Origin of the sequence: Motilibacter rhizosphaerae, assembly GCF_004216915.1 — a bacterium.
Lineage (GTDB): Bacteria > Actinomycetota > Actinomycetes > Motilibacterales > Motilibacteraceae > Motilibacter > Motilibacter rhizosphaerae.
This window is the reverse complement of the sequence record NZ_SGXD01000003.1, coordinates 794,885-818,144: the sequence shown is the minus strand read 5'-3', so window position 1 is coordinate 818,144 and position 23,260 is coordinate 794,885. Positions and strand designations below refer to the sequence as shown.

Here is a 23,260-nt window from a genome sequence, read left to right as displayed (position 1 = left end):
CTGGGCGCCGCCCCCTCCCCGTGATCATGCACGTCCTGGGCGAGATGCGGGGACACAGCAACCAGGTCGTGCATGATCACGGGCGTCTCGAGGGGGTCATGCCTCCCGGCGGGCGCCGGCCGCAGGGCGGACGACGAAGAACTCCGGCTCGAGGTAGCCCTTGTCCGCGAAGGCGGCGCGCACGGCCTCGGTGACCTGCTCGATCCGCTCCTCGGGGACGAGCGCGACCGCCGAGCCGCCGAACCCGCCGCCCGTCATCCGCGCGCCCAGCGCGCCCGCGCCCTGCGCCGACTCCACCGCGAGGTCGAGCTCGGCGCAGGAGATCTCGAAGTCGTCGCGCATCGAGACGTGCGAGGCGTCGAGCAGCCGGCCGACCTCCTCGAGGTCCTCCGCCCGCAGCGCCGCGACGGTCTCGACGACCCGGGCGTCCTCGGTGACGACGTGGCGCGCACGGCGGCGTACGACGTCGTCCGAGAGGCGCGCCAGCGTCTCGTCGAGCCCCTCCGCGGGGACGTCGCGCAGCGCCGGGACGCCGAGCTCGCGCGCGGCCTGCTCGCACTGGGCGCGGCGCTCGGCGTAGCCGCCGTCGTCGTGCGCGTGCTGCACGCGGGTGTTGACGACGAGCACCCGCACCCCGAGCGCGGGCGCGTCGAACGGCACCTGCTCGGCATCGCCGCTGCGGCAGTCGTAGAACAGCACGTGCCCGTCGGTGCAGCGCAGCGACGCCGTCTGGTCGAGGATCCCGGTCGGCGCGCCCACGAAGCCGTTCTCGGAGCGCTGGATGATCCGCGCCAGCTCCGGGCGCTCGACCTCGAGGCCGTGCAGCTCGGTGGCCGCGAGCGCGACGGCGCACTGCAGCGCGTGCGACGAGGAGAGCCCGGAGCCCAGCGGCACCTGCCCGTCGACGACCAGCGTGAGCCCGCCGACCGCGTACCCGGCCTCGCGCAGCGCCCAGACCGTGCCCGCGACGTAGCGCGCCCAGCCCTCGACGCCCTCGGGCGAGAGCTCGTCGACGCGCAGCTGCGCGGTCTGCGGGTCCTGCAGGGAGCGCACGTCGAGCACGCCGTCGTCGCGGCGCGCGGCCGCCACCCAGCAGGACTGCTCGAGCGCGAACGGCAGCACGAACCCGTCGTTGTAGTCCGTGTGCTCGCCGATGAGGTTCACGCGACCGGGAGCCGCCCACACGCCCTCGGGGGCGGTGCCGTGCGCCTGCTGGTACGCGTCCGCCGCCCCGCTCACGCCGGCCCGTCCACGGGCGTGACCGTGCGCATGCGCTCGGCCGCCTGCTCGGGGGAGACGTCGTTCACGAAGGCCCACATCATCGACTCCGAGCCGGCGAGGTACTTGAGCTTGCCCGGCGCGCGCCGGATGGAGAGCAGCTGCAGGTGGAGGTACGCGAGGTCGCGGTCGGTGCGCACCGGCGCCTGGTGCCAGCCCGCGATGTACGGCGTGGGCGTGTCGTAGAGCCCGTCGACCCGGCGCAGCAGGTCGAGGTAGAACGGCCCGAAGTCCGCCCGCTGCTCCTCGGACAGGCCCGGCAGGTCGAGCACCCGCTCGTTGGGGTAGACGTGCAGCTCCAGCGGCCAGCGGGCCGCGGCGGGGACGAACGCCGTCCAGTGCGCGCTGCGCGCGACGACGCGCCGGCCGTCCGCGACCTCCGCGGCGAGGACGTCGGCGAACAGGTTGCGGCCCGTACGCGCCTGGTGCGCGCGCGCCGACTCGAGCATGCGCCGGGTCTTCGGCGTGACGTACGGGTAGCCGTAGATCTGCCCGTGCGGGTGGGAGAGCGTGACGCCGATCTCCTGCCCGCGGTTCTCGAAGGCGAAGACCTGCTCGACCTCGGGGAGCCCCGACAGCTCGGTCGTGCGCTGCACCCAGGCCTCGAGGACCGTCCGCACCCGGGAGGACGGGAGCGCGCGGAACGAGGAGTCGTGGTCGCTCGTGAAGCAGACCACCTCGCAGCGCCCCTTCGCGGGCCGGCGCGGGACGAGGCCGCCGGCCGCGTCGTCCGTGTCCGGCTCCAGCGCGTCCAGCGCGAACGACGGGAAGCGGTTCTCGAACACCACCACGTCGTAGTCCGACGACGGGATCTCGGTGAGGTGGTCGTCGTCCCGCGTGGGGCACAGCGGGCACTCGGCCGCAGTCCCGGTCGGCTGGAAGATGCGCGTCTGCCGGTGCCCGGCGATGGCGACCCACTCGTCGAGCACCGGGTCGTGGCGCATCTCGGACTGGATCTCCGGGCGGGCCAGGTCGCGCCGGTCGACGAGCACGCGCGCGGCGTCGTCGCGCTCGTCGAAGTAGAGCAGCTCCCGGCCGTCGGCCATCCGGGTCGAGGTGACCTTCACGAGACTCCTTCCGCGACGCCGTCAGCGCCGCTCGTGCCCGCGTCGGCGTCCTCCGAACCGGCGAGGACCACCTCCGCGGCCTCGCCGAGCACCTCGACGGCACGGCCCGGCAGGCGGCGGTCGCTGACGACGACGTCGATGTCGTCCACCTGCGCGAACCGCGCCAGCGCGACCGTGCCCCACTTGGTGTGGTCGGCGACGACGACGAGGCGCCGGCCCGACTCGATCATCGCCCGGTTGGTGTCGGCCTCGGCGAGGTTGGGGGTGGTGAGCCCGGCCCGCTCGTCCATGCCGTGCACGCCCATGAAGACGACGTCGACGTGGAGGGAGCGCAGCGAGGCGACGGCGACCGAGCCGACCAGGCCGTTGGACGGCGTGCGGACGCCGCCGGTGAGGATCACCGTGCGGTCCGACGCCTCTGCGGCGCTGAGGGCGTCGGCCACCGGCACCGAGTTGGTGACGACGGTGAGGCCGGGGACCGTACCCAGGTGCTTGGCGAGCGCCCACGTCGTCGTGCCCGCGCTGATGGCGACCGTGGCGCCCGGCTCGACCAGCCGGGCGGCCGCCCGGCCGATGGAGTCCTTCTCCTGCAGCTCGCGGGCGGACTTCGCGACGAAGCCCGGCTCCTCGGACACCGGCTGGACCGGGAGGGTGGCGCCGCCGTGGACCTTCTCGAGCAGGCCGCGGCGGGCCAGCGCCTCGAGGTCGCGCCGGATCGTCATGTCGGAGACGCCGAGCTTGCGAACGAGGTCGCTGACGCGGACGCCGCCGCTGCTCTGCAGGTCGGTGAGGATCTGCGCTTGGCGCTGGGGTGCGAGCACGCTCACCCCCTCGCCTCGCGGACCACCGCGACCCCGCCTGCGGGCACCGTGACGGTCCCCTCGACGCTGCGCCCGGTCACGAGCTCGGTGCCGGCGGCGGGCACGCTCGCCTCGGAAGCGCTGTGGTTGAGCAGGAACAGCCAGCTGCCGTCCTCGCTCGTACGCCGCACGGCCTCGACCCCCGCGGGCACCTGGGCGACAGGGACGACGCCGGTCTCCGCGAGCAGCCGGTCGACGAGCGCCCCCACGCCCTGCGCGTCGGTGCGCGTCGCGACGTAGTACGCCGTGCCGCTGCCCGCCTGCGCGCGGGTGAGGGCGGGGACCCCGGCCAGGGGACCGTCCGCGTAGCGCACGAGCGCCTCGGCGCCACGCAGGTGCAGCAGCTCGGTCCAGGTGTCGGCCGTGGTGCCGTCGTCGAGCTGCACGGACTCGCCCGGGAGCAGGGGGAAGAACTCCTCGACGCTGATGCCGAGCAGGTCGCGGAAGGCCCCGGGGTAGCCGCCGAGGTGCACCGCGTCGTGCTCGTCGACGATGCCGGAGAAGTACGTGACCACGACCGTTCCGCCGGCCTCGGCGTAGGCGCGTACGCGGTCCGCCGTCGCGGTGTCGCAGAGGTAGAGCGTCGGCACCACGAGCAGCCGGTAGCCCGAGAGGTCGCCGTCCGGCGGCAGGAAGTCCACCCCGGTGCCACGCTCCCAGAGGGCGGCGTAGAACGCGTGCGCGCGGTCGAGGTAGGTCACGAGCGAGCTCGGCCGCGAGTCGAGCTCCACGCCCCACCAGGCGTTCCAGTCCAGGAGGAACGCGACGTCGGAGCGGACCGTGCTGCCGGCGACCTCGTCCAGGCGGTCCAGTGTCGCGCCCAGCTCGACGACCTCGCGCCACACCTTGGTGTCCTCGCCGCCGTGGGGGACCAGCGCCGAGTGGAACTTCTCCGCACCTGCGCGGGACTGGCGCCACTGGAAGAACAGCACGCCGTCCGCGCCGCGGGCGACGTGGGAGAGGCTGTTGCGGGTCATCTCGCCGGGCAGCTTGGCGACGTTGACCGGCTGCCAGTTGACCGCGCTGGTGCTGTGCTCCATGAGCAGCCAGGGCCGTGCGCCGGCGACGCCGCGCGTGAGGTCGGCGGAGAAGGCCAGCTCGACGTGCACCGGCAGGGTGCCGAAGCGGGTGAGGTAGTGGTCGTTGCTGACCACGTCCATCCGCGGGCCCCACGAGAAGTAGTCCATGTCCTTCGTCTGCTGCATCACCATGAGGTTCGTGGTGACCGGGATGGCGGGGGAGAGCTCGTGCAGGAGCTCCTGCTCCGCCAGGTAGTTCTCCAGCAGCTGGTCGGAGCTGAAGCGCCGGAAGTCCAGCTGCTGCGTGGGGTTCGGGAACGTGGGGGCCAGTCGCGGCGGGAGGATCTGCTCCCACGCGGTGTAGCGCTGGCTCCAGAACGCCGTGCCCCACGCGTCGTTCAGCGCGTCGAGGCTGCCGTAGCGCCGCTCGAGCCACCCGCGGAAGGCAGCCGCGCTGACATCGCAGTAGCAGTGGGCGTTGTGGCAGCCGAGCTCGTTGCTGACGTGCCACAGGCGGACCGCAGGGTGCGAGGAGTAGCGCTTCGCCAGCTGCTCCACGAGAGCGAGGCCGCGCTCGCGCACGACGGGCGAGCTCGGGCAGAACGCCTGCCGACCGCCCGGCCACATCCGCGCGCCGTCGGCGGTCTGCGGGAGCGTCTCGGGGTAGCGCGTAGACAGCCACGGCGGCGGGGAGGCGGTGGCGGTGGCGAGGTCCACGCCGATGCCCCCCTCGTGCAGGAGGTCGAGGACGCGGTCGAGCCAGCCGAACTCGTAGCGCCCCTCCTCGGGCTCGAGCCAGGCCCAGGAGAAGACGCCGACGCTGACGAGGTCGACGCCGGCCTGCTGCATGAGGCGCACGTCCTCGTGCCAGACCTCCTCGGGCCACTGCTCGGGGTTGTAGTCGCCGCCGAAGGAGATGCGCCTCGGCAGCGGGGCGTCGGCAGCGGAGTCGTGCGCGGTCACGCGACGCAGAGTGCCCCAGCCGTCCACAGAAGTCAACGCACTCCAACAGCCGATGCGCCGCGCCTCGCCCCGCTGTGTCCGGTTCGTCCCGTACGCGGCGGTGGCACCGCACGCGCCTGCAGGTGCTGAGCAGGCGAGTTCGAGCGCCGAGCAGGCGCACACACGCCGCTGACGGGCGTGCTCGGCGACGCGCGATCGTGTCCGATCCGTTATCGATCAGATCTTGACGGCGGGGGCCCTGCGGTCTGGAATGACGATCGCTTGTGTTGACTTGCGTTCGGTTCGGAGCGGTCCGGACAGGACGCCCCGGGGCAGCCCTGCTCCGGAAGGCCGAAGGAGACCTGCATGCCTCGTCGTTCCCCGTCCACCCCGCGCTGGATGTCGCCGTCGCCGCGCGAGGTCGGCTTCCCCATCGAGCGCCGCACTCTGCTCAAGGGCATCGCGGGGGTGGGGGCGGCCGCAGCCGTCCCGGGCCTCGCCGCCTGCGGCGGGAGCAGCAAGAGCTCGGGCAGCGCCAGCACCGGTGGTGGCGCGTCCGCCGCCGCGGGCAGCGCAGCGCCCGCGGGCTCGGCCGCGTCGGGGGGCGGCGGCGGTGCCGCGTCGGGCACGATCAGCTTCGGCTCCAACGGCTCGGACCCGGTCCCGAAGGCGGCTTACCAGGCGCTCTTCGACGCCTTCCAGGCGAAGAACTCGGGCGCGACGGTCAAGGTCAACACCGTCGACCACAACACCTTCCAGGAGCAGATCAACTCCTACCTCCAGGGCAAGCCGGAGGACGTGTTCACCTGGTTCGCCGGCTACCGCATGCGCTTCTTCGCCGCGCAGGGCCTCGTCGGCGACATCAGCGACGTCTGGCAGAAGATCGGCTCGCAGTACACCGACGCGTTCAAGCAGGCGTCCACCGGCGACGACGGCAAGCAGTACTTCGTGCCGATGTACAACTACCCCTGGGGCGTCTTCTACTTCAAGAGCGTCTGGCAGAAGAACGGCTGGGAGGTCCCCAAGACCTGGGACGACTTCAAGGCCCTGCTGCCCAAGATCAAGGCCAAGGGCATGAGCCCGATCGGCTTCGCCGACAAGGACGGCTGGCCCGTCATGGGCTGGTTCGACATCATCAACATGCGCGTGAACGGCTACCAGTACCACGTGGACCTCATGGCCCACAAGAACACCTGGGACGACCCCAAGACCAAGGACGTCTTCAGCCACTGGGCCGAGCTGCTGCCCTACACCGAGTCGAACCCCCTCGGCCGCACCTGGCAGGAGGCCGCGCAGAACCTCGGCGGCGGCAAGTCGGCGATGTACCTCCTCGGCTCGTTCGTCGGCCAGCAGTACAAGGGCGCTCAGCTCGACGACCTCGACTTCTTCCCGTTCCCCGAGATCAACTCGCAGTACGGCCAGGACTCGATCGACGCCCCCATCGACGGCGTGATGATGGCGAAGAAGCCCAAGAACGAGGCCGGCGCCAAGGCGCTGCTGGAGTTCTTCGGCTCGCCGGAGGGCATCGAGGCGTACCTCAAGACCGACAGCAACGACGTCGCCGCCAACAAGCAGGCCTCGACCGCGAACTACAACGCCCTGCAGAAGAAGTCGCAGGAGATCATCGCGAGCACCAAGAACATCGCGCAGTTCATGGACCGCGACACCCGCCCCGACTTCGCCTCCACGGTCATGATCCCGTCGCTCCAGGACTTCATCAAGAACCCGAAGGACATCGACGGGCTCACGAAGAAGATCGAGAGCCAGGCCAAGTCCATCTTCACCGGCTGAGGTCTGATGGCCACCACCCTGCAGGACGCCGCCGCGCCGACGGGCAAGCCCCGTCGGCGCGGCGGCCGCCGCTTCTCCACCCGGGACAAGGTCGTCCTCGGCCTGATGATGGGCGTCCCCGCCCTCATCCACATCGCCTTCGTCTGGTTCCCCGCGATCGCCAGCGTCGCCCTGTCGTTCGCGCGGTGGAACGGCGTGGGCGGCCTCGGCACCATCAAGTGGGTCGGGTTCGACAACTACCACCAGATCACGACGAACTACCCGTCGTTCTGGCCGGCGGTGCACCACAACCTGTTCTGGCTGGGCGCGCTGCTCATCGTCGGCACCCCGCTCGGGCTCTTCCTCGCGATCCTGCTGGACAAGGAGATGAAGGGCAGCCGGCTCTACCAGTCGGCGATCTACCTGCCGGTCGTGCTCTCGCTGGCGCTCGTGGGCTTCATCTGGCAGCTCATCTACAGCCCCGACCAGGGCCTCATCAACAACGTCTTCCACACCGACGTCGACTGGCTCGGCGACCCCAGCGTCAACATCTGGGCCATCATCGTGGCCGCGCTCTGGAAGCACGTCGGCTACATCATGGTGCTGTACCTCGCCGGCCTGAAGGCCGTCGACACCTCGCTGCGCGAGGCCGCGTCGATGGACGGCGCCACCGAGGTGCAGACCTTCCGCAGCGTGGTCTTCCCGTCGCTGCGCCCGATCAACATCGTCGTGCTCGTGGTGACGGTCATCGAGGCGCTGCGCGCGTTCGACATCGTCTACATCATCAACAAGGGGCGCAACGGCCTCGAGCTGCTCTCCGTCCTCATCACCGACAACATCATCGGCGAGGCCAGCCGGATCGGCTTCGGCTCGGCGATCGCGGTCATCCTGCTCGTGATCTCCCTGGCGTTCATCGTCCCGTACCTCACGGTGGTCTTCGGCAAGGAGTTCAAGTCATGAGCGCGACCGTCGGCGTCCGGACGCGTGCCGGGGCACGGGGGCAGGCCGTCGCGGGCATGGACCGGAAGCCTCCGCTGCGCCCGGCGCGCGTCGTCCTGCACGCCTTCCTCATCGCCACCAGCCTGCTCTGGCTGCTGCCGCTGCTGTGGGCCGTCTACACCGCGCTGCGGCCCTACGACGACACCAACCGGCTCGGCTACGTCTCCATCGGCGGGCACTACAACTTCAAGAACTTCACCGATGCGTGGAGCCAGGCGGACCTGCCGCACTACTACCTCAACACGATCCTCATCACGGTCCCGGCGCTGGTCGTCACGCTGCTGCTCGCCTCGATGGTGGCGTTCGGTGTCAGCCGCTTCAGCTGGAAGGGCAACGTCGGCCTGCTCATGCTCTTCACGGCCGGCAACCTGCTCCCGCAGCAGGTCATGATCCTGCCGCTCTACCGGCTGTACCTGAAGATCCCGTTGCCGATGTGGATGAGCGACTCGGGGTCGCTCTACGACTCCTACTGGGGCATCATCCTCATCCACATCGCGTTCCAAATCGGCTTCTGCTCGTTCGTGCTGAGCAACTACATGAAGACGCTGCCCGGTGAGCTCACCGAGGCCGCGCTCGTCGACGGCGCGTCGGTCTGGCAGCAGTACTCCCGCATCATCCTCCCGCTGTGCCGGGCACCGTTCGCGGCGCTCGCCACGCTGGAGTTCACCTGGATCTACAACGACTTCTTCTGGGCACTCGTGCTCATCCACACGGGGGAGAAGCGTCCGATCACCGCGGCCCTGTCGAACCTGCAGGGCCAGTACTTCACCAACAACAACCTCATCGCCGCGGGCTCCCTGCTCACGGCGATCCCCACCCTCATCGTCTACTTCGTCCTGCAGAAGCAGTTCGTCGGCGGGTTGACGGTGGGAGCGACGAAGGGCTGACGGGTACTCCTCCATGGCGAGCGCTGCACAGCAGGCGGTCCACCTCGGCAACGACAGGGTCAGCCTCGTGCTCGACCTGCGCGGCCCCGGCTTCCCCGGGGTCGCGCACTGGGGGGCGCCGCTCGGCGACCTCGTCGAGGGCGACCTGCTCGCCCTGCTCGACCAGACCATGCCGGCGCCCGTCGGCAACGGCCCCGACGTCCCCGTCCGCCCCGGGCTGCTCCCGGAGCACGCCCGGGGCTGGCTCGGGCGGCCGGGGCTCGTCGGCGCCCGTCCGGACGGTACGGCGTGGGCGCCCCGCTTCGTCCTCGAGTCCGCGAGCATCGAGGACGCGCGTGCCGTGCTGCTGAGCCGCTCCGACGCGGGCCTCGCCGTGCGCACCGAGGTGGAGCTCACGCCCTCCGGGCTCCTCCGGCTGCGCCACGTCCTCACCAACGAGGGGCCGGCGGCGTACGCCGTCGACGGGCTGGGTGTCGCCCTGCCGGTGCCGACGCGGGCGTTGGAGCTGCTCGACATGGCAGGCCGGTGGGCGCGTGAGCGCTCGCCCCAGCGCCACACCTTCGGGATCGGGACGTGGCTGCGCGAGACCCGCGGGGGCCGGCCGGGGTTCGAGTCGCCGACGGTGCTCATGGCCGGGACCGCGGGGTTCTCGTTCCGCAGCGGAGAGGTGTGGGGCCTGCACCTGGCGTGGAGCGGCGGGACGTCGCACAGCGCCGAGCGGCTCGGGACGGGTGCGCAGGTCCTCGCCGCCGGCGAGCTGCTGCAGCCGGGCGAGATCGTGCTGGCAGCGGGGGAGTCCTACGAGACGCCGTGGGTGCTGGCGGCGTACAGCGCTGCGGGCGTCGACGGGATCAGCGACGCGCTGCACCGCTGGGAGCGGGCGCGCCCGCAGCACCCGTCGTCCCCTCGGCCGGTGACGCTCAACGTGTGGGAGGCGGTCTACTTCGACCACGACCTCGAGCAGCTGACCCGGCTCGCGGACGCCGCCGCCGAGGTGGGCATCGAGCGCTTCGTGCTCGACGACGGCTGGTTCCGCCACCGCCGCGACGACACCGCGGGTCTCGGTGACTGGTACGTCGACGAGGGCGTGTGGCCGCAGGGGCTCGGGCCGCTCGCCGAGGTCGTCACGTCGCGGGGGATGCAGTTCGGGCTGTGGTTCGAGCCGGAGATGGTGAACCCCGACTCCGACCTGGCGCGGGAGCACCCCGACTGGCTGCTCGGGGCGTCGTCCGGGCTGCCCGCGGACCAGCGCCACCAGCAGGTCCTCGACCTCGGGCAGCAGCCGGTGTGGGACTACCTGCTCGAGCGCATCGACGCGGTCCTCAGCGACTACCCGATCTCGTACGTCAAGTGGGACCACAACCGCCACCTCGTCGCCGCGTCGGGCGCCTCGGGTCGCGCGGGGGTGCACCGGCAGACGCTGGCGCTCTACGCGCTGCTCGAGGAGCTCAAGCGCCGGCACCCCGGCCTGGAGATCGAGTCGTGCGCGTCCGGCGGTGCGCGCATCGACCTGGGGATCCTCGAGCGGACCGACCGGGTGTGGACCAGCGACTGCAACGACGCGCTCGAGCGCCAGCAGATCCAGCGGTGGACCGGCGTGCTGCTGGCTCCCGAGCTCATGGGCACGCACGTCGGGCCGACGCGCTCGCACACTACCGACCGGACGCACGACCTGTCGTTCCGCGCGGCGACGGCGCTGTTCGGGCACATGGGCGTCGAGTGGGACATCACCTCGGCGAGCCCCGAGGAGCGGACCGAGCTCGCGGCCTGGATCGCGCTGCACAAGGAGCTGCGCGGTCTGCTCCACTCCGGCCGGGTCGTGCGCGCCGACTCGCCGGAGGACGCGCTGTGGCTGCACGGCGTGGTGGCGCACGACGGGTCCGCTGCGGCGTACGCCGTGGTGCGCCGCGCGACGTCCGTCACCGACGCCGTGGGCCCGCTGCCGCTGCCGGGGCTGGACCCGGCGGCGGCGTACCGCGTCGTGCTGGCGAACCCGCAGCCCTGGCCGCGCCGGCGCGAGCGGTTCGCGCTGCCGGTCACCGCTCCGGAGGGCGTCGTGCTGCCGGGGCGGGTGCTGACGACGGTAGGAGTGACCGTGCCGGAGCTCCACCCGGAGCATGCGTGGGTGCTGGAGGTGGAGCGCGTCTGATCCTTTCGCTCGCAGCAGCGAAAGGTCTTCCCCCTCGCGGCGGAAGCGGCTAGCGTCGCCCCTGGCCCGCGGAGCAGCGGGACCGACGGGAGGCAGCACGGTGGCAGCGGGGACGGGTGCGGGCAGGCGCTCACTGGGCGTCGCGATGATCGGCTACGCGTTCATGGGCGAGGCCCACTCGCAGGCCTGGCGCACGGTGGGCAGGGTCTTCGACCTCCCCGTCGACGCCCGGATGCAGGTGGTCGTCGGCCGCGACGCGGACAAGGTGGCGGCCGCCGCCGACCGGCTGGGTTGGGCGGAGTCGGCCACCGACTGGCGCGAGGTCATCGCGCGCGACGACATCGACATCGTCGACGTGTGCACGCCGGGCGACAGCCACGCCGAGATCGCCATCGCCGCGCTCGAGGCCGGGAAGCACGTGCTGTGCGAGAAGCCGCTGGCCAACACGGTCTACGAGGCGACGCAGATGGTCGACGCCGCTGCTCACGCGGCCGAGCACGGCGTCCTCGCAATGGTGGCCTTCAACTACCGCCGCGTGCCCGCCGTGACCCTGGCGCGCCAGCTGGTGGAGGAGGGCCGGCTCGGCGAGATCCGGCACGTCCGGGCGACGTACCTGCAGGACTGGATCACGGACCCCGAGTTCCCCCTGGTGTGGCGGCTGCAGAAGGACAAGGCGGGCTCGGGCGCCCTCGGCGACATCGGCGCGCACATCGTCGACATGGCGCAGTACGTCACCGGCCAGAGGATCTCGGGCGTCAGCGCCCTGACCGAGACCTTCATCAAGGAGCGTCCGCTGCTGGCCAGCCTGGAGGGCGGTCTCGGCGCCACCGGCAGCAGCGAGCGCGGGCCGGTCACCGTCGACGACGCCGCGCTGTTCCTGGCGCGCTTCAGCGGCGGGGCGATCGGGACCTTCGAGGCGACCCGTTTCGCCGCTGGCCACAAGAACGGGCTGCGGCTGGAGATCGAGGGCTCGAAGGGCAGCATCGCCTTCGACATGGAGAGCCTCAACGAGCTGCAGTTCCACGACCACACCGAGCCGGCCGTGTCGGCGGGGTTCCGGCGGCTGCTCGTCACGGAGCCGGAGCACCCGTACATGGCGGCGTGGTGGCCGCCGGGCCACATCATCGGCTACGAGCACTCGTTCACCCACGAGGTCAGGGACTTCCTCGAAGCGGTCGGCACCGGGCAGCAGCCCACGCCGTCGTTCGCGGACGGGCTGCAGGTGCAGCGCGTGCTCGACGCCGTGGAGACCAGCGCGGCGGCGGAGAGCCGCTGGACCCCGACCGGAGACTGAGGAGACCGCCATGCCGCGTCCTGTCACGCTGTTCACCGGCCAGTGGGCCGACCTGCCGTTCGAGGAGGTGGCCCGGCTCGCCGGCGAGTGGGGCTACGACGGTCTCGAGATCGCCTGCTGGGGCGACCACTTCGACGTCCAGCGCGCGGTGGAGGACGACGCGTACGTCGCCGACCGGCGCGCCATCCTGGAGAAGAACGGCCTGCAGGTCTTCGCGATCTCCAACCACCTCGCCGGCCAGGCGGTGTGCGACAACCCGATCGACGAGCGCCACCAGGGCATCCTGCTGCCGCGCATCTGGGGCGACGGCGACGCCGAGGGGGTGCGCCAGCGGGCTGCGGAGGAGCTCAAGACGACGGCGCGCGCCGCGGCGAAGCTGGGCGTGAAGACCGTCGTGGGCTTCACCGGCTCGAGCATCTGGCACTACGTCGCGATGTTCCCGCCCGTGCCGCCGCACCTCATCGAGCAGGGCTACCAGGACTTCGCCGACCGGTGGAACCCGATCCTCGACGTCTTCGACGAGGTGGGCGTCCGCTTCGCGCACGAGGTGCACCCGAGCGAGATCGCCTACGACTACTGGACGACGGTGCGCACGCTGGAGGCGATCGGGCACCGCGAGGCGTTCGGGCTGAACTTCGACCCGAGCCACTTCGTCTGGCAGGACCTCGACCCGGTGGGCTTCCTCTGGGACTTCAAGGACCGCATCTACCACGTGGACTGCAAGGAGTCGGTCAAGCGGTTCAACGGCCGCAACGGCCGGCTCGGCTCGCACCTCGCCTGGGCGGACCCGCGGCGCGGCTGGGACTTCGTCTCCACCGGGCACGGCGACGTGCCGTGGGAGCAGTGCTTCCGCATGCTCAACTCGATCGGCTACGACGGCCCCATCTCCATCGAGTGGGAGGACGCGGGGATGGACCGCCTCGTCGGCGGCCCGGACGCGCTCGCGTTCATCCGCAAGCTGACCGAGATCGAGCCCCCGGCGCAGTCCTTCGACGCGGCGTTCAGCTCGCAGTCCTGACGGTGGGGCGGGCTCCTCGGCCGCGTACGCCGCTGCAGGCTGCCGCTCTCCGCCTGCTGCGCGACGAGGGCCCGCTCTCCCGGGCGGCCCTCGTCGACGCGCTCGGCGCAGGGCGGGCGCGGGTCGCGGCGGAGCTCGACGAGCTCGTCGCCGCCGCGCTGGTCGAGGACGGGGGCGTCGCGGTCTCGCGCGGGGGCAGGCCCTCGCCCCTGGTGGCGCTGCGCGGCGACCTGCGCTTCGTGGGCGTCGACCTCGGCGCCACCTCCCTCGCGGTCGCGGTGGGCGACAGCCGGCTCGACCTGCTCGACGTGGTCGAGGAGGACTGCGACCCGCGGGAGGGGCCCGAGCCGGTGCTCGACCGCATCGTCGACCTGGTCGACGAGGTCACCGACGGCCGGGGCACGGCGGCTCTCGGCGTCGGAGTGCCTGGCCCCGTGAGCTTCCTCGAGGGCGTGCCGGTGAGCCCGCCGCTGCTGCCCGGGTGGAACCGCTACCCCGTGCGTGACGAGCTCGCCCGCCGCTACCGCTGCCCTGTGACGGTCGACAACGACGTCAACATCATGGCCGCGGGGGAGCGGTGGGGCGGCGTCGCCAAGGGCATGGACACGTTCCTCCTCGTCAAGGTCGGCACGGGCATCGGCGCCGCGCCTGTCATCGGCGGCAGTGTCTTCCGCGGGGTGGCGGGCTCGGCCGGCGACATCGGGCACATCCGCGTGGCCGACGGGCCACCCTGCGCGTGTGGCGGGGACGGGTGCCTGGAGACGGTCTTCGGCGGCGCCGCGCTCGCTCGGGACGCGCTGCGCCTGGCGCGTACGGGCGAGTCCCCTGCGCTCGCCGCCCGGCTCGCGTCGTCGGCGGTGCTCACCGCCCGCGACGTCGGCGTGGCGGCCGCGGAAGGTGATCCCGCTGCGATGGCGCTGGTCCGTACGGGCGGGCGCGAGCTCGGCAAGGTCCTGGCCGAGCTCGTGAACTTCATGAACCCCTCGATGCTCGTGCTCGCCGGCGGCGTCGCGCGGCTGGGGCACCCGCTGCTCGCCGAGATCCGGCAGACCGTCTACCGGCTGTCCACGCCCCTGGCGACGAGCAGTCTGCCGATCGTGCTGAGCGAGCTCGACGACCGCGCGGGCGTCCTCGGGGCGCTGGTCAGTGCGAGCGACGAGCTGTTCGCCGTCCCCGCGTCGTGATCATGCACATCCCGGGCCCCACCTCTCCCCGTGATCATGCACGTCCTGGGCACCCCTCTTCCCCGTGATCATGCACGTCCTGGGCGCGGGCCCCGCCGTGTGCGCCACGGCGGGAGGGGCAGGATGGCCGCATGACGCGCATCGCTGTGACCGGAGCCAACGGCAAGGCGGGACGGGCGGTGGTCGCCGACCTGCTCGACGCGGGCCACGAGGTGCTCGCGACGGACCTGGCCGGCCCCTTCGCCTGGCACAACGACCTCGCCCCCGTGGTCCAGGCCGACCTCACCGAGTACGGCGCGGCCGTCGAGGCGCTCACCGGGTGCTCGGCCGTGGTGCACATGGCGAACATCCCGGCGCCCGGGCTCGCGACGCCGGCACGGACCTTCACGGTCAACACCGCCATGAACAGCAACATCTTCCTCGCCGCAGCCGCGCTCGGGCTCGAGCGCGTGGTGTGGGCGTCCAGCGAGACGACCCTCGGCCTGTCGTACGAGGACACCCCTCCGCGCTACCTGCCGGTCGACGAGGACCACTACCCGCTGCCCACCAGCACGTACGCCCTGTCGAAGGTCGTCGGCGAGACCATGGCCGAGCACATCAGCGCCTGGTCCGGCATCCCCTTCATCGGCCTGCGGCTGAGCAACGTCTTCACCGAGCAGGACTACGCGGATCAGCCGTCCTTCACCGCGCAGTCGCGGCTGTGGAACGCCTGGGGCTACGTGGACGTGCGGGACGTGGCGCTGGCCTGCCGGCTCGCCCTGACCGCGGAGATCACCGGGGCGCGCAGCTACGTCATCGCCGCCGCGGACACGATCCTCGACCGGCCCTCGGCCGAGCTGACCGCCGAGGTCTTCCCCGGGGTCGAGGTACGCCGCCCGCTGGAGGAGTTCGAGACGCTGCTCTCGATCGACCGGGCGCGCGCGGAGCTGGGCTACGAGCCGCAGCACTCCTGGCGGGGCGCCCGCTCTTCGTGATCATGCACGTCCTGGACGCCCCAGGATGTGCATGATCACGGGGAAGTGGGGTCCCCCGAGATGTGCATGATCACGGGGAGGGGGTGCTCCAGGATGTGCATGATCACGGGGGAGGGGGAGGTCAGCGGCCGGCCCAGCCGCGTACGCGCCGGCGGCGGCAGTACCAGATCCCGAAGCACCCCAGCACCGTCCCGGCGGCGCACATGCCGATCCACCAGCCGTGCCCGTGGTGCACGAGGGTGCGGCTGAACGGCAGCAGGACGACCAGCGCCACGGCCCACAGCACGGTGCCGGCGGTGACGACGCCGACCCCGTCGACGTCGAGCGGGAGCAGTCCCGGCGTGGCGGACGTGTCTGCGGGGGGCGGCTCGGGCAGGGTCATGGCGCGGCCAGCGTAGTGCGGTCGCGCGACCCCCGGAGCACCAGCAGGAGCCGCCGCATGGCCACCACCACCCGTCCGCCCGCCGCACCCGGCTCGATGCTCGCGCGGCTGGACGCGTACTTCTCGATCACCGAGCGCGGCTCGTCCTGGCAGCGCGAGGTACGCGGTGGCCTGGCGACGTTCTTCACCATGGCGTACATCGTCGTGCTGAACCCGCTCATCCTCGGCACCGTCCAGGACGCCGACAAGCACTTCCTCGGCGGGCGCGACTCCGGCCACGCGATCGTCCTGGTCGCCGCCGCGACCGCGCTCGTCGCGGGGGTGGTGACGCTGCTCATGGGGGTCGTCGGCCGCTACCCGTACGCGCTGGCGACGGGGCTCGGGCTCAACGCCTTCGTCGCCTTCAGCATCGCCTCCGAGATGTCGTGGGCCGATGCGATGGGACTCATCGTCCTCGAGGGCGTCGTCATCACCCTGCTCGTGCTCACGGGCTTCCGGACCGCGGTGTTCCACGCGATCCCCGCGGAGCTCAAGACCGCGATCGGCGTGGGCATCGGCCTGTTCATCGCGCTGATCGGCTTCGTGGACAGCGGTTTCGTGCGCGCCGGCTCCGGCACCCCGCTCCAGCTCGGCGTCGGCGGCAACCTGCAGGGCTGGCCGACCACGGTGTTCGTCGTCGGCCTGCTGCTGACCGTCGTGCTCGTCGCCAAGCGCGTACGCGGCGCGATCCTGCTCGGCATCGTCATCACCACCGTGCTCGCGGTCGTGGTCGAGGCGATCGGGGGGATCGGCGCGCGGACCGACAAGAACCCGACGGGCTGGAGCCTCGTCGACCCGAAGGTCCCTCACACGCTGTTCGACCTGCCCGACCTCTCGCTGCTGGGGCACTTCAGCCTCTTCGGCGGCTTCGGCAAGATCGGGGTCGTCGCCGCGCTGCTGCTGGTCTTCACCCTGCTGCTGGCCGACTTCTTCGACACGATGGGCACGGTCGTCGGCGTCGGCGCCGAGGGCGGCCTGCTCGACGAGGACGGTCAGCTCCCCGGCATCGAGCGCGTGCTCCTCGTCGACAGTGTCGCGGCGATCGCCGGCGGTGCGGCCTCCACCAGCTCGGCCACGACGTACGTCGAGTCGGCGGCGGGCGTCGGCGAGGGCGCGCGGACGGGCCTGGCGTCGGTCGTGACCGGCGTGCTGTTCCTGCTGGCGATGTTCTTCACGCCGCTGGTGCAGGTCGTGCCCTTCGAGGCGGCGACCCCCGCGCTCGTCGTGGTCGGGTTCTTCATGCTGCAGCAGGTGCGCTCGATCGACTTCTCCGACGTGGAGATCGGCATCCCGGCGTTCCTCACGATCGTCGTGATGCCGTTCACGTACTCGATCACCAACGGCATCGGCGCCGGCTTCGTGTCGTACGCGCTGATCAAGCTGGTCTCCGGCCGCGGCCGCCAGGTGCACCCGCTGCTCTGGGTCGTCGCGGCGCTCTTCGTGCTCTACTTCGCGATCGTCCCCGTGGAGGAGCTGCTCGGGGTGCGGTGACCCACGCCCTCCCCGTGATCATGCCCATCTCGAGCCCCAGGATGTGCATGATCTCGAGTTGTTAGCGGGGCTAACCATTAGGTATGCTAACGACTGATGGAGACCGACGACCTGTCCCTGCAGCTGCGGCCCGCCGTGATGCGGCTGGCGCGGCGGCTGCGCAACGCCCGCGAGTCCGACCTTCCGGTCGGCAAGCTCATGGCGCTGGCGAGCCTCGACCGGCACGGCCCGATGACGCCGGGCGAGCTCGCCGAGCACGAGCACGTGTCGCCGCCCTCCATGACCCGCACGATCGCGGCACTGGAGGAGCAGGGCCTGCTGACGCGCTCGCCGCACCCGACCGACCGCCGGCAGCAGATCCTCGCCGTCACCCCGGACGCGCACGCGATGCTCGAGGCCGACCGGAAGCGGCGCGACGCGCTGCTGACGGAGGCGCTCGCCGACCTCACCCGCGACGAGCGGGCCGTCCTCGCGGCTGCCGTCCCCGTCCTCGCCAAGCTGGCTGGTGGCTGATGTTCCACGCCCTGCGCAACCGCAACTACCGGCTCTTCTGGTACGGCTCGGTGGTCTCCAACACCGGCACCTGGATGCAGCGGATCGCCCAGGACTGGCTGGTGCTGCAGCTGACCTCCAGCGGCACGGCCCTCGGCATCACGACCGCACTGCAGTTCCTGCCCGTGCTGCTCTTCGGGCTCCAGGGCGGTGTGCTCGCCGACCGGCTTCCCAAGCGGCAGATCCTCCTCGTCACGCAGACCGTCATGGGCCTCGCCGCGCTGGTGCTCGGTCTGCTCGAGGTCGCCGGCGTCGTGCAGGTCTGGCACGTCTACCTGCTCGCCGCCGTCCTCGGCCTCGGCGCGGCCTTCGACAACCCGGCCCGGCAGTCCTTCGTCATCGAGATGGTCGGCAAGGAGGACCTCTCCAACGCGATCGGGCTCAACGCCACGGCCTTCAACATGGGCCGCGTCGTCGGGCCGGCAGTCGCCGGCCTGCTCATCTCCGCGTCCCACCAGCACACCGGCCCGGTCTTCCTCATCAACGCGGCGTCGTTCCTCGCGATCCTCGTGGCGCTCGGCAGGATGCGCGAGAGCGAGCTCGAGGCGAGCCCCCGGCGCTCCGCAGGGAAGGGGGCGCTGCGGGAGGGCCTGCGCTACGTCCGGTCCAACCGCGAGGTGCGCACGATCCTGCTGGTCACGGCCTGCTTCGGCACGTTCGGCATGAACTTCTCCATCACCACCGCGCTCATGGCGAAGGACGTCTACGGCAAGGGCGCCGGCGGCTACGGCCTCCTCGGCACCGTCATGGCCGTGGGCTCGCTCACGGGGGCGCTGCTCGCCGCGCGCCGCGAGGCTCCGCAGCTCAAGGTGTTCCTCGCCGCCGTGATCGCGTTCGGCGTGCTCGAGTCGGTCTCCGGCCTCATGCCGTCGTACGTGTCGTTCGCCGTCGTGCTCGTCCCGCTCGGGCTCACCTCGATCACCGCGCTCAACACCGCCAACGCCCTGCTGCAGACGAGGTCCGACCCGGTGATGCGCGGGCGAGTGCTGTCCCTCCACGTCCTCGTGGTGTTCGGTACGGCCCCGCTCGTCTCGCCGCTCATCGGCTGGGTCGGCGAGGAGTTCGGCGCCCGCTGGAGCCTCAGCGGCGGCGGGGTGCTGTCCCTGGTCGGGGGCGTGGCGGGGGCGGTCTACCTCGGCCGGCAGCGCACAGTCCCGGTCGCGGCCGTCGAGCCCGAGCCGGTGGCGGCGAGCGCGGCCTGAGCGCCGCGGCTCGCTAGAGTCGCGGGATGGGTCCTCGCGAGCGCCGGTGGGTCGTCCTGGGCGCCCTGGTGCTGCTCGTCGCGGTCGTCCTGCTCGGCCGGCTGGTCTGAGGGCCGAACGTAGGATCGAGGCGTGCCCCAGCTCGCGCTCGACGACGCCCTCGCGGAGGTGCGCGCCGCCCTCCTCGACCGCGGCGGGCTGCGCCGCGCGGTCGCCAGCGGGGCGCGCCGGGGGACGACACCGGCCTGGCGGCGGGTGGAGGTACGCCCCGTGCAGCTCAAGGCGGGGGAGCGGCTGCAGGTCGTGCGCTACGACGAGCGGCAGGCCTTCACCGCCAACGCCGCGTGGCCCGAGGAGGCCGCTACCGCGGTCGACGAGCTGACCGCCGAGCCGTTCGCGCACTGGCACGTGGAGACCGACCAGTCCACGCTGCAGCTGCGCGTGACCAAGAAGGGCGACGCCCTGCTCTCCCGCTCGGCGCCCACCGGGTCCGCGACCACCCGCTCCAACGACCGCCCCGTCGAGCACCTGCTCGCGCCCGACGACCCGCTGTTCGGCGTGCTCGGCGCCGGAGCGGCCAAGCGGCGGCAGGTGGACTCGTTCCTCCGCGTGCTCGCCGGCGTCGAGGCCGAGCTGCCCGACGGCCCGCTGCGGGTCGTCGACCTCGGGTGCGGCAACGCCTACCTCACCTTCGCCGTGCACCGCTACCTCTCCCGCAGCCGGGAGGTGCAGCTCGTCGGCGTCGACAGCAAGGCCCAGTCGCGCGAGCACGGCAGCGACGTCGCCCGCCGGCTCGGGGTCGAGGACGCCGTGCGCTTCGTCGAGGCCCCGATCGCCGACGCGCCGCTCAGCGACGTCGACGTCGTCCTGGCCCTGCACGCCTGCGACACCGCCACCGACGACGCCCTCGCCGCCGCCGTGCGGGCCGGTGCCCGCCTCGTCCTCGCCGCCCCCTGCTGCCACCACGACCTCCAGCGCCAGCTGCGCGAGGGCGCCCCGCCCGACCCGTACGCGCTGCTGACCCGGCACGGGATCCTGCGGGAGCGCTTCGGCGACGTGCTGACGGACGCCCTGCGCGCGGCGGTGCTGCGGCTGGTCGGCTACCGCGTCGACGTCGTGGAGTTCACCGCCGCGGAGGACACCCCCCGCAACGTGCTCCTGCGGGCCGTCCGCACCGGCGCACCGCCGACGGAGGAGCTGCGCCGGCAGTACGCCGACCTCATCGCCGCCTGGGGCCTGTGTCCCGCGCTGGCCGAGCGGCTGGCTCCCGAGCTCGCCGCAGCCGCGGTGCCGGGGTGACCCGCGCGGTGGCGGCCGGCCTCGCGGCCCCGCTGCTCCTCGCGGCGGCTCCGCTGCACGCGCCCGTGGTGGCGTTCACCCTGCAGGACAAGCGGATCACGGAGTCCAGCGGGCTGGTCGCGAGCCCCCGCCACCCGGGCTACGTGTGGACGCACAACGACAGCGGTGACACCGCGCGGCTGTTCGCGCTCGACGGCAAGGGGCGGACCGTCGGGGTCTGGCGCCTCGCCGGCGTGCAGGCGCGCGACTGGGAGACGATCACCGCGCGCGGCGACGACCTGTGGGTCGGCGACATCGGGGACAACGATGCCGTGCGCACCAACGGCATCCTCGTGCACCGCGTCGCGGAGCCGCGGACGCTGACGGGCGGCGGCACGCTGCGGGCGACGTCGTACCGGCTGCGCTACCCCGACGGCCCGCACGACGCGGAGACGATGTTCTTCGGGGCGGACGGGCGGCTGCGCATCGTCACGAAGGGACTGCTGCTCGGCGGCGAGATGTACGTCGCTCCGGCCACGCTGTCGGCGACGCGGCCGAACCTGCTGCGCGATACGGGGATCGGAGCGCCGCCGCTCGTCACCGACGGCGCCGAGCTGCCCGGTGGGAACTACCTGCTGCGCGACTACTCCCAGGCCTACGTCTACTCCGCGAAGGGGGACGAGCTGGAGACGGTCCCGCTCCCGCAGCAGCCGCAGGGTGAGTCGATCGCCGTCCTGCCGGGGGCGAAGGAGGTCCTCGTGAGCAGTGAGGGCGTCCGCACACCGGTGTGGAGGGTGCCGCTGTCGGCGCTGCCCCGGCCGACGACGAGGAGCGCGTCGCCCTCGGCGCAGGCAGGCCCGGGATCGAACCCTCCGGCGCAGGCGGACCACCGGATGCGGACGATTGCGGTCGCGGCAGGAGTGCCGATCGCACTGGGACTGCTCGCCCTGCTCGCCAGCCGCCGGAGGATCCGCAGATGAGCGACTACGTCGACCTCGGCTTCGCCCGCCTCGACACCGACCGCGCCGCGCGCACCGGCGACCCCGAGGTGGTCTTCGGGCAGGGCAAGACCCCGCAGCAGGTGGTCGACCTGCTGCGCGTGCTCGCGGAGCAGGACACCGGCCGCCCGGCGCTCGCCACCCGGCTCTCGGACGAGGCGCGCCAGCTCGTGCGCGAGCAGCTGCCCGACGCCGTGGTCGACGACACGGCACGGTGTGCCGTGCTGGGCGCACTTCCTGAGGCCCTCGGCACGGTCTGCGTCGTCTCGGCGGGGACCTCGGACCAGGCGGTCGCGGCCGAGGCGGCCCTGGTGGCGCGGGTGCACGGCGCCGGCGTCGAGGAGGTCCGCGATGTCGGAGTGGCTGGCCTGCACCGCATCCTGTCCGTACGCGACCAGCTTGACGCCGCGGACTGCCTCATCGTGGTGGCCGGGATGGAGGGGGCGCTGCCGAGCGTCGTCGGCGGGCTGACGGGCGTGCCCGTCGTCGCGGTGCCGACCAGTGTCGGCTACGGCGCGTCCTTCGGAGGACTGTCGGCGCTGCTGGGGATGCTCAACAGCTGCGCCCCCGGAGTGGTCGTCTGCAACATCGACAACGGCTACGGCGCAGGCGTCTTCGCCGCCCGCGTGGCGCGGCGTACGAGCCAGCGGTGAGCACGCTCTGGCTCGACGTCTCCGTGGGCGCCAGCGGAGACATGCTGCTGGGCGCCCTGCTCGGGGCCGGCGCCTCCCTCGACGCGGTGCAGCGCGCGGTCGCGGCGCTCGACGTCGAGCCCGTGCGCATCGGCGTCGAGCAGGTCACCCGCGCCGGGCTGGTCGCCACGCGAGCGGTCGTCGACTGCCCGCCGTCGGCGCACCGGCGTACGTGGCCCGACGTCCAGCTGCTGCTGGCCTCCGCCGACCTCGACGCCGCCGTACGCGGAGCGGCGCTGCGGACCTTCGCCCTGCTCGCCGAGGCGGAGGCGGCCGTGCACGGCGTGCCCGTCGACGACGTGCACTTCCACGAGGTGGGGGCGCTGGACTCGCTCGCCGACGTCGTCGGCGTGAGCGCCGCGATCCACGACCTCGCCCCCTCGAGCGTCGTCGCGACCCCGGTGGGCGTGGGCTCGGGCAGCGTGCGCACCGCCCACGGCGCGCTGCCCGTCCCCGTACCCGCCGTGCTGCAGATCGCCGCGCAGCACGGGCTTCCGGTCGAGTCCGGCCCCGGTGCCGGGGAGATGTGCACGCCGACGGGCGCCGCGCTGCTCTCCGCGTACGTAACCGCGTGGGGTGGGCTGCCCGCAGGCGTGGTCCGCGGGACCGGTGCCGGAGCCGGGGGCAAGGAGGTGCCGGGCGTCGCGAACGTCGTGCGCGCCGTCGTCCTCGACGGCACCTCGGCCGGCACGCTCGTGCAGCTGGAGGCCAACGTCGACGACCTCGACCCGCGCGTCTGGCCGTACGTCCTGGCGCGCCTGCTCGATGCGGGCGCGCTCGACGCGTGGCTCGTGCCCATCGTCATGAAGAAGGGCCGGCCCGCGCACACGCTCGCGGTGCTCTGCGCCGAGTCGCACGCGGACGCTCTGCAGCGCCTCGTCTTCGTCGAGACGACGACGCTCGGGGTCCGCCGCCTACTCGTCTCCCGGACGGCCCTCGAGCGCGACGTCACGGAGGTGAGCGTCGACGGGCAGTCGGTGCGGGTGAAGCGCGGCTGGCTCGACGGGGAGGTGGTGACCGCGACACCGGAGTACGCCGACGCGGAGGCCGCGGCTCGCGCCACCGGCCTGCCACTGCGCGAGGTGCTCGCGCGGGCACTGCGGGGGCAGTAGGTCGGCGGGGACGGGAATGCCGCCGCGTCCTGCTGCATTGAGTGACACATCACGCGACCGCGTGACAGGTCAC

Annotated in this window: 20 protein-coding genes; 15 read left to right on the top strand and 5 right to left on the bottom strand. The window is 72.5% G+C overall.

Going from position 1 to position 23,260, the window contains the following annotated elements; genetic code table 11:
* Window positions 1–96 precede the first annotated feature (96 nt).
* Genes galK through EV189_RS14540 form a run of 4 tightly spaced genes read right to left on the bottom strand, consistent with a single transcriptional unit; the run spans window position 97 to window position 5,187 of the window.
* Entirely contained in the window at window positions 97–1,239 is a 1,143-nt protein-coding gene (gene galK / locus EV189_RS14555) for a galactokinase (RefSeq protein ID WP_130493635.1), read from the bottom strand.
* On the bottom strand, window positions 1,236–2,345 hold the full coding sequence (gene galT / locus EV189_RS14550) for a galactose-1-phosphate uridylyltransferase (protein ID WP_130493634.1): 1,110 nt from the start codon (window positions 2,343–2,345) through the stop codon (window positions 1,236–1,238). Before galT ends, galK begins: the two co-directional genes overlap by 4 nt.
* A complete protein-coding gene (locus tag EV189_RS14545) occupies window positions 2,342–3,166 on the bottom strand; it encodes a DeoR/GlpR family DNA-binding transcription regulator (RefSeq protein WP_130493633.1) in 825 nt (274 codons plus the stop codon). The genes galT and EV189_RS14545 overlap by 4 nt, the downstream gene beginning before the upstream one ends.
* A gap of 2 nt (window positions 3,167–3,168) precedes the next feature.
* On the bottom strand, window positions 3,169–5,187 hold the full coding sequence (locus EV189_RS14540) for a beta-galactosidase (RefSeq protein ID WP_231116399.1): 2,019 nt from the start codon (window positions 5,185–5,187) through the stop codon (window positions 3,169–3,171).
* Window positions 5,188–5,532: 345 nt separating this feature from the next.
* On the opposite strand from EV189_RS14540, the gene EV189_RS14535 reads away from it, so the two are divergent.
* The 8 genes from EV189_RS14535 (at window position 5,533) to EV189_RS14500 (ending at window position 15,441) form a co-directional block, all read left to right on the top strand.
* Window positions 5,533–6,957 carry an ABC transporter substrate-binding protein gene (locus EV189_RS14535; RefSeq protein ID WP_231116398.1) on the top strand — a complete coding sequence of 475 codons (1,425 nt, stop codon included), beginning with the start codon at window positions 5,533–5,535 and terminating at the stop codon, window positions 6,955–6,957.
* 6 nt (window positions 6,958–6,963) lie between these two features.
* Window positions 6,964–7,896, top strand: a complete 933-nt coding sequence (locus tag EV189_RS14530) for a carbohydrate ABC transporter permease (protein ID WP_130493632.1) — start codon at window positions 6,964–6,966, stop codon at window positions 7,894–7,896.
* A 56-nt stretch (window positions 7,897–7,952) separates the two neighbouring features.
* Window positions 7,953–8,822, top strand: a complete 870-nt coding sequence (locus EV189_RS14525) for a carbohydrate ABC transporter permease (protein WP_407938148.1) — start codon at window positions 7,953–7,955, stop codon at window positions 8,820–8,822.
* Between the two features lie 13 nt (window positions 8,823–8,835).
* Window positions 8,836–10,971 carry an alpha-galactosidase gene (locus EV189_RS14520; protein ID WP_130493630.1) on the top strand — a complete coding sequence of 712 codons (2,136 nt, stop codon included), beginning with the start codon at window positions 8,836–8,838 and terminating at the stop codon, window positions 10,969–10,971.
* A 145-nt stretch (window positions 10,972–11,116) separates the two neighbouring features.
* Window positions 11,117–12,265, top strand: a complete 1,149-nt coding sequence (locus EV189_RS14515; protein WP_407938147.1) for a Gfo/Idh/MocA family protein — start codon at window positions 11,117–11,119, stop codon at window positions 12,263–12,265.
* 10 nt (window positions 12,266–12,275) lie between these two features.
* Window positions 12,276–13,283 (top strand): sugar phosphate isomerase/epimerase family protein, encoded by a 1,008-nt coding sequence (locus EV189_RS14510; protein ID WP_130493628.1) that lies wholly within the window; start codon window positions 12,276–12,278, stop codon window positions 13,281–13,283.
* Between the two features lie 2 nt (window positions 13,284–13,285).
* Window positions 13,286–14,467: an ROK family protein gene (locus tag EV189_RS14505; protein WP_130493627.1), complete on the top strand. Its 1,182-nt coding sequence runs from the start codon at window positions 13,286–13,288 to the stop codon at window positions 14,465–14,467.
* Between the two features lie 131 nt (window positions 14,468–14,598).
* Window positions 14,599–15,441 (top strand): NAD-dependent epimerase/dehydratase family protein, encoded by an 843-nt coding sequence (locus EV189_RS14500; RefSeq protein ID WP_130493626.1) that lies wholly within the window; start codon window positions 14,599–14,601, stop codon window positions 15,439–15,441.
* A 121-nt stretch (window positions 15,442–15,562) separates the two neighbouring features.
* Here EV189_RS14500 and EV189_RS14495 read toward each other — a convergent pair whose 3' ends face one another.
* The gene (locus EV189_RS14495; RefSeq protein ID WP_130493625.1) at window positions 15,563–15,823 is read right to left on the bottom strand and encodes a DUF2530 domain-containing protein; all 261 of its coding nucleotides are present in this window, start codon (window positions 15,821–15,823) and stop codon (window positions 15,563–15,565) included.
* A gap of 57 nt (window positions 15,824–15,880) precedes the next feature.
* Between EV189_RS14495 and EV189_RS14490 the strand changes: the two genes are divergently transcribed.
* The 7 genes from EV189_RS14490 to larC all read left to right on the top strand — a co-directional run bounded on the left by EV189_RS14490 (window position 15,881) and on the right by larC (window position 23,187).
* Window positions 15,881–17,353 carry an NCS2 family permease gene (locus EV189_RS14490; protein ID WP_130493624.1) on the top strand — a complete coding sequence of 491 codons (1,473 nt, stop codon included), beginning with the start codon at window positions 15,881–15,883 and terminating at the stop codon, window positions 17,351–17,353.
* A 96-nt stretch (window positions 17,354–17,449) separates the two neighbouring features.
* Entirely contained in the window at window positions 17,450–17,866 is a 417-nt protein-coding gene (locus EV189_RS14485) for a MarR family winged helix-turn-helix transcriptional regulator (protein ID WP_130493623.1), read from the top strand.
* Window positions 17,866–19,107 (top strand): MFS transporter, encoded by a 1,242-nt coding sequence (locus EV189_RS14480; RefSeq protein WP_130493622.1) that lies wholly within the window; start codon window positions 17,866–17,868, stop codon window positions 19,105–19,107. The genes EV189_RS14485 and EV189_RS14480 overlap by 1 nt, the downstream gene beginning before the upstream one ends.
* A gap of 132 nt (window positions 19,108–19,239) precedes the next feature.
* Window positions 19,240–20,406 carry a methyltransferase gene (locus tag EV189_RS14475; protein ID WP_130493621.1) on the top strand — a complete coding sequence of 389 codons (1,167 nt, stop codon included), beginning with the start codon at window positions 19,240–19,242 and terminating at the stop codon, window positions 20,404–20,406.
* Window positions 20,403–21,365: a hypothetical protein gene (locus EV189_RS14470; protein WP_130493620.1), complete on the top strand. Its 963-nt coding sequence runs from the start codon at window positions 20,403–20,405 to the stop codon at window positions 21,363–21,365. The genes EV189_RS14475 and EV189_RS14470 overlap by 4 nt, the downstream gene beginning before the upstream one ends.
* Complete coding sequence (gene larB / locus EV189_RS14465) at window positions 21,362–22,036, top strand: nickel pincer cofactor biosynthesis protein LarB (protein WP_130493619.1); 675 nt, start codon at window positions 21,362–21,364, stop codon at window positions 22,034–22,036. The genes EV189_RS14470 and larB overlap by 4 nt, the downstream gene beginning before the upstream one ends.
* The gene (gene larC / locus EV189_RS14460; RefSeq protein ID WP_130493618.1) at window positions 22,033–23,187 is read left to right on the top strand and encodes a nickel pincer cofactor biosynthesis protein LarC; all 1,155 of its coding nucleotides are present in this window, start codon (window positions 22,033–22,035) and stop codon (window positions 23,185–23,187) included. The genes larB and larC overlap by 4 nt, the downstream gene beginning before the upstream one ends.
* Window positions 23,188–23,260 lie beyond the last annotated feature (73 nt).

Coding starts and splice junctions, on each gene's coding strand:
- EV189_RS14535 (WP_231116398.1), top strand. CDS start 5,533: ATGCCTCGTCGTTCCCCGTCCACCCCGCGCTGGATGTCGCCGTCGCCG.
- EV189_RS14530 (WP_130493632.1), top strand. CDS start 6,964: ATGGCCACCACCCTGCAGGACGCCGCCGCGCCGACGGGCAAGCCCCGT.
- EV189_RS14525 (WP_407938148.1), top strand. CDS start 7,953: ATGGACCGGAAGCCTCCGCTGCGCCCGGCGCGCGTCGTCCTGCACGCC.
- EV189_RS14520 (WP_130493630.1), top strand. CDS start 8,836: ATGGCGAGCGCTGCACAGCAGGCGGTCCACCTCGGCAACGACAGGGTC.
- EV189_RS14515 (WP_407938147.1), top strand. CDS start 11,117: ATGATCGGCTACGCGTTCATGGGCGAGGCCCACTCGCAGGCCTGGCGC.
- EV189_RS14510 (WP_130493628.1), top strand. CDS start 12,276: ATGCCGCGTCCTGTCACGCTGTTCACCGGCCAGTGGGCCGACCTGCCG.
- EV189_RS14500 (WP_130493626.1), top strand. CDS start 14,599: ATGACGCGCATCGCTGTGACCGGAGCCAACGGCAAGGCGGGACGGGCG.
- EV189_RS14495 (WP_130493625.1), bottom strand. CDS start 15,823: ATGACCCTGCCCGAGCCGCCCCCCGCAGACACGTCCGCCACGCCGGGA.
- EV189_RS14490 (WP_130493624.1), top strand. CDS start 15,881: ATGGCCACCACCACCCGTCCGCCCGCCGCACCCGGCTCGATGCTCGCG.
- EV189_RS14485 (WP_130493623.1), top strand. CDS start 17,450: ATGGAGACCGACGACCTGTCCCTGCAGCTGCGGCCCGCCGTGATGCGG.
- EV189_RS14480 (WP_130493622.1), top strand. CDS start 17,866: ATGTTCCACGCCCTGCGCAACCGCAACTACCGGCTCTTCTGGTACGGC.
- larB (WP_130493619.1), top strand. CDS start 21,362: ATGAGCGACTACGTCGACCTCGGCTTCGCCCGCCTCGACACCGACCGC.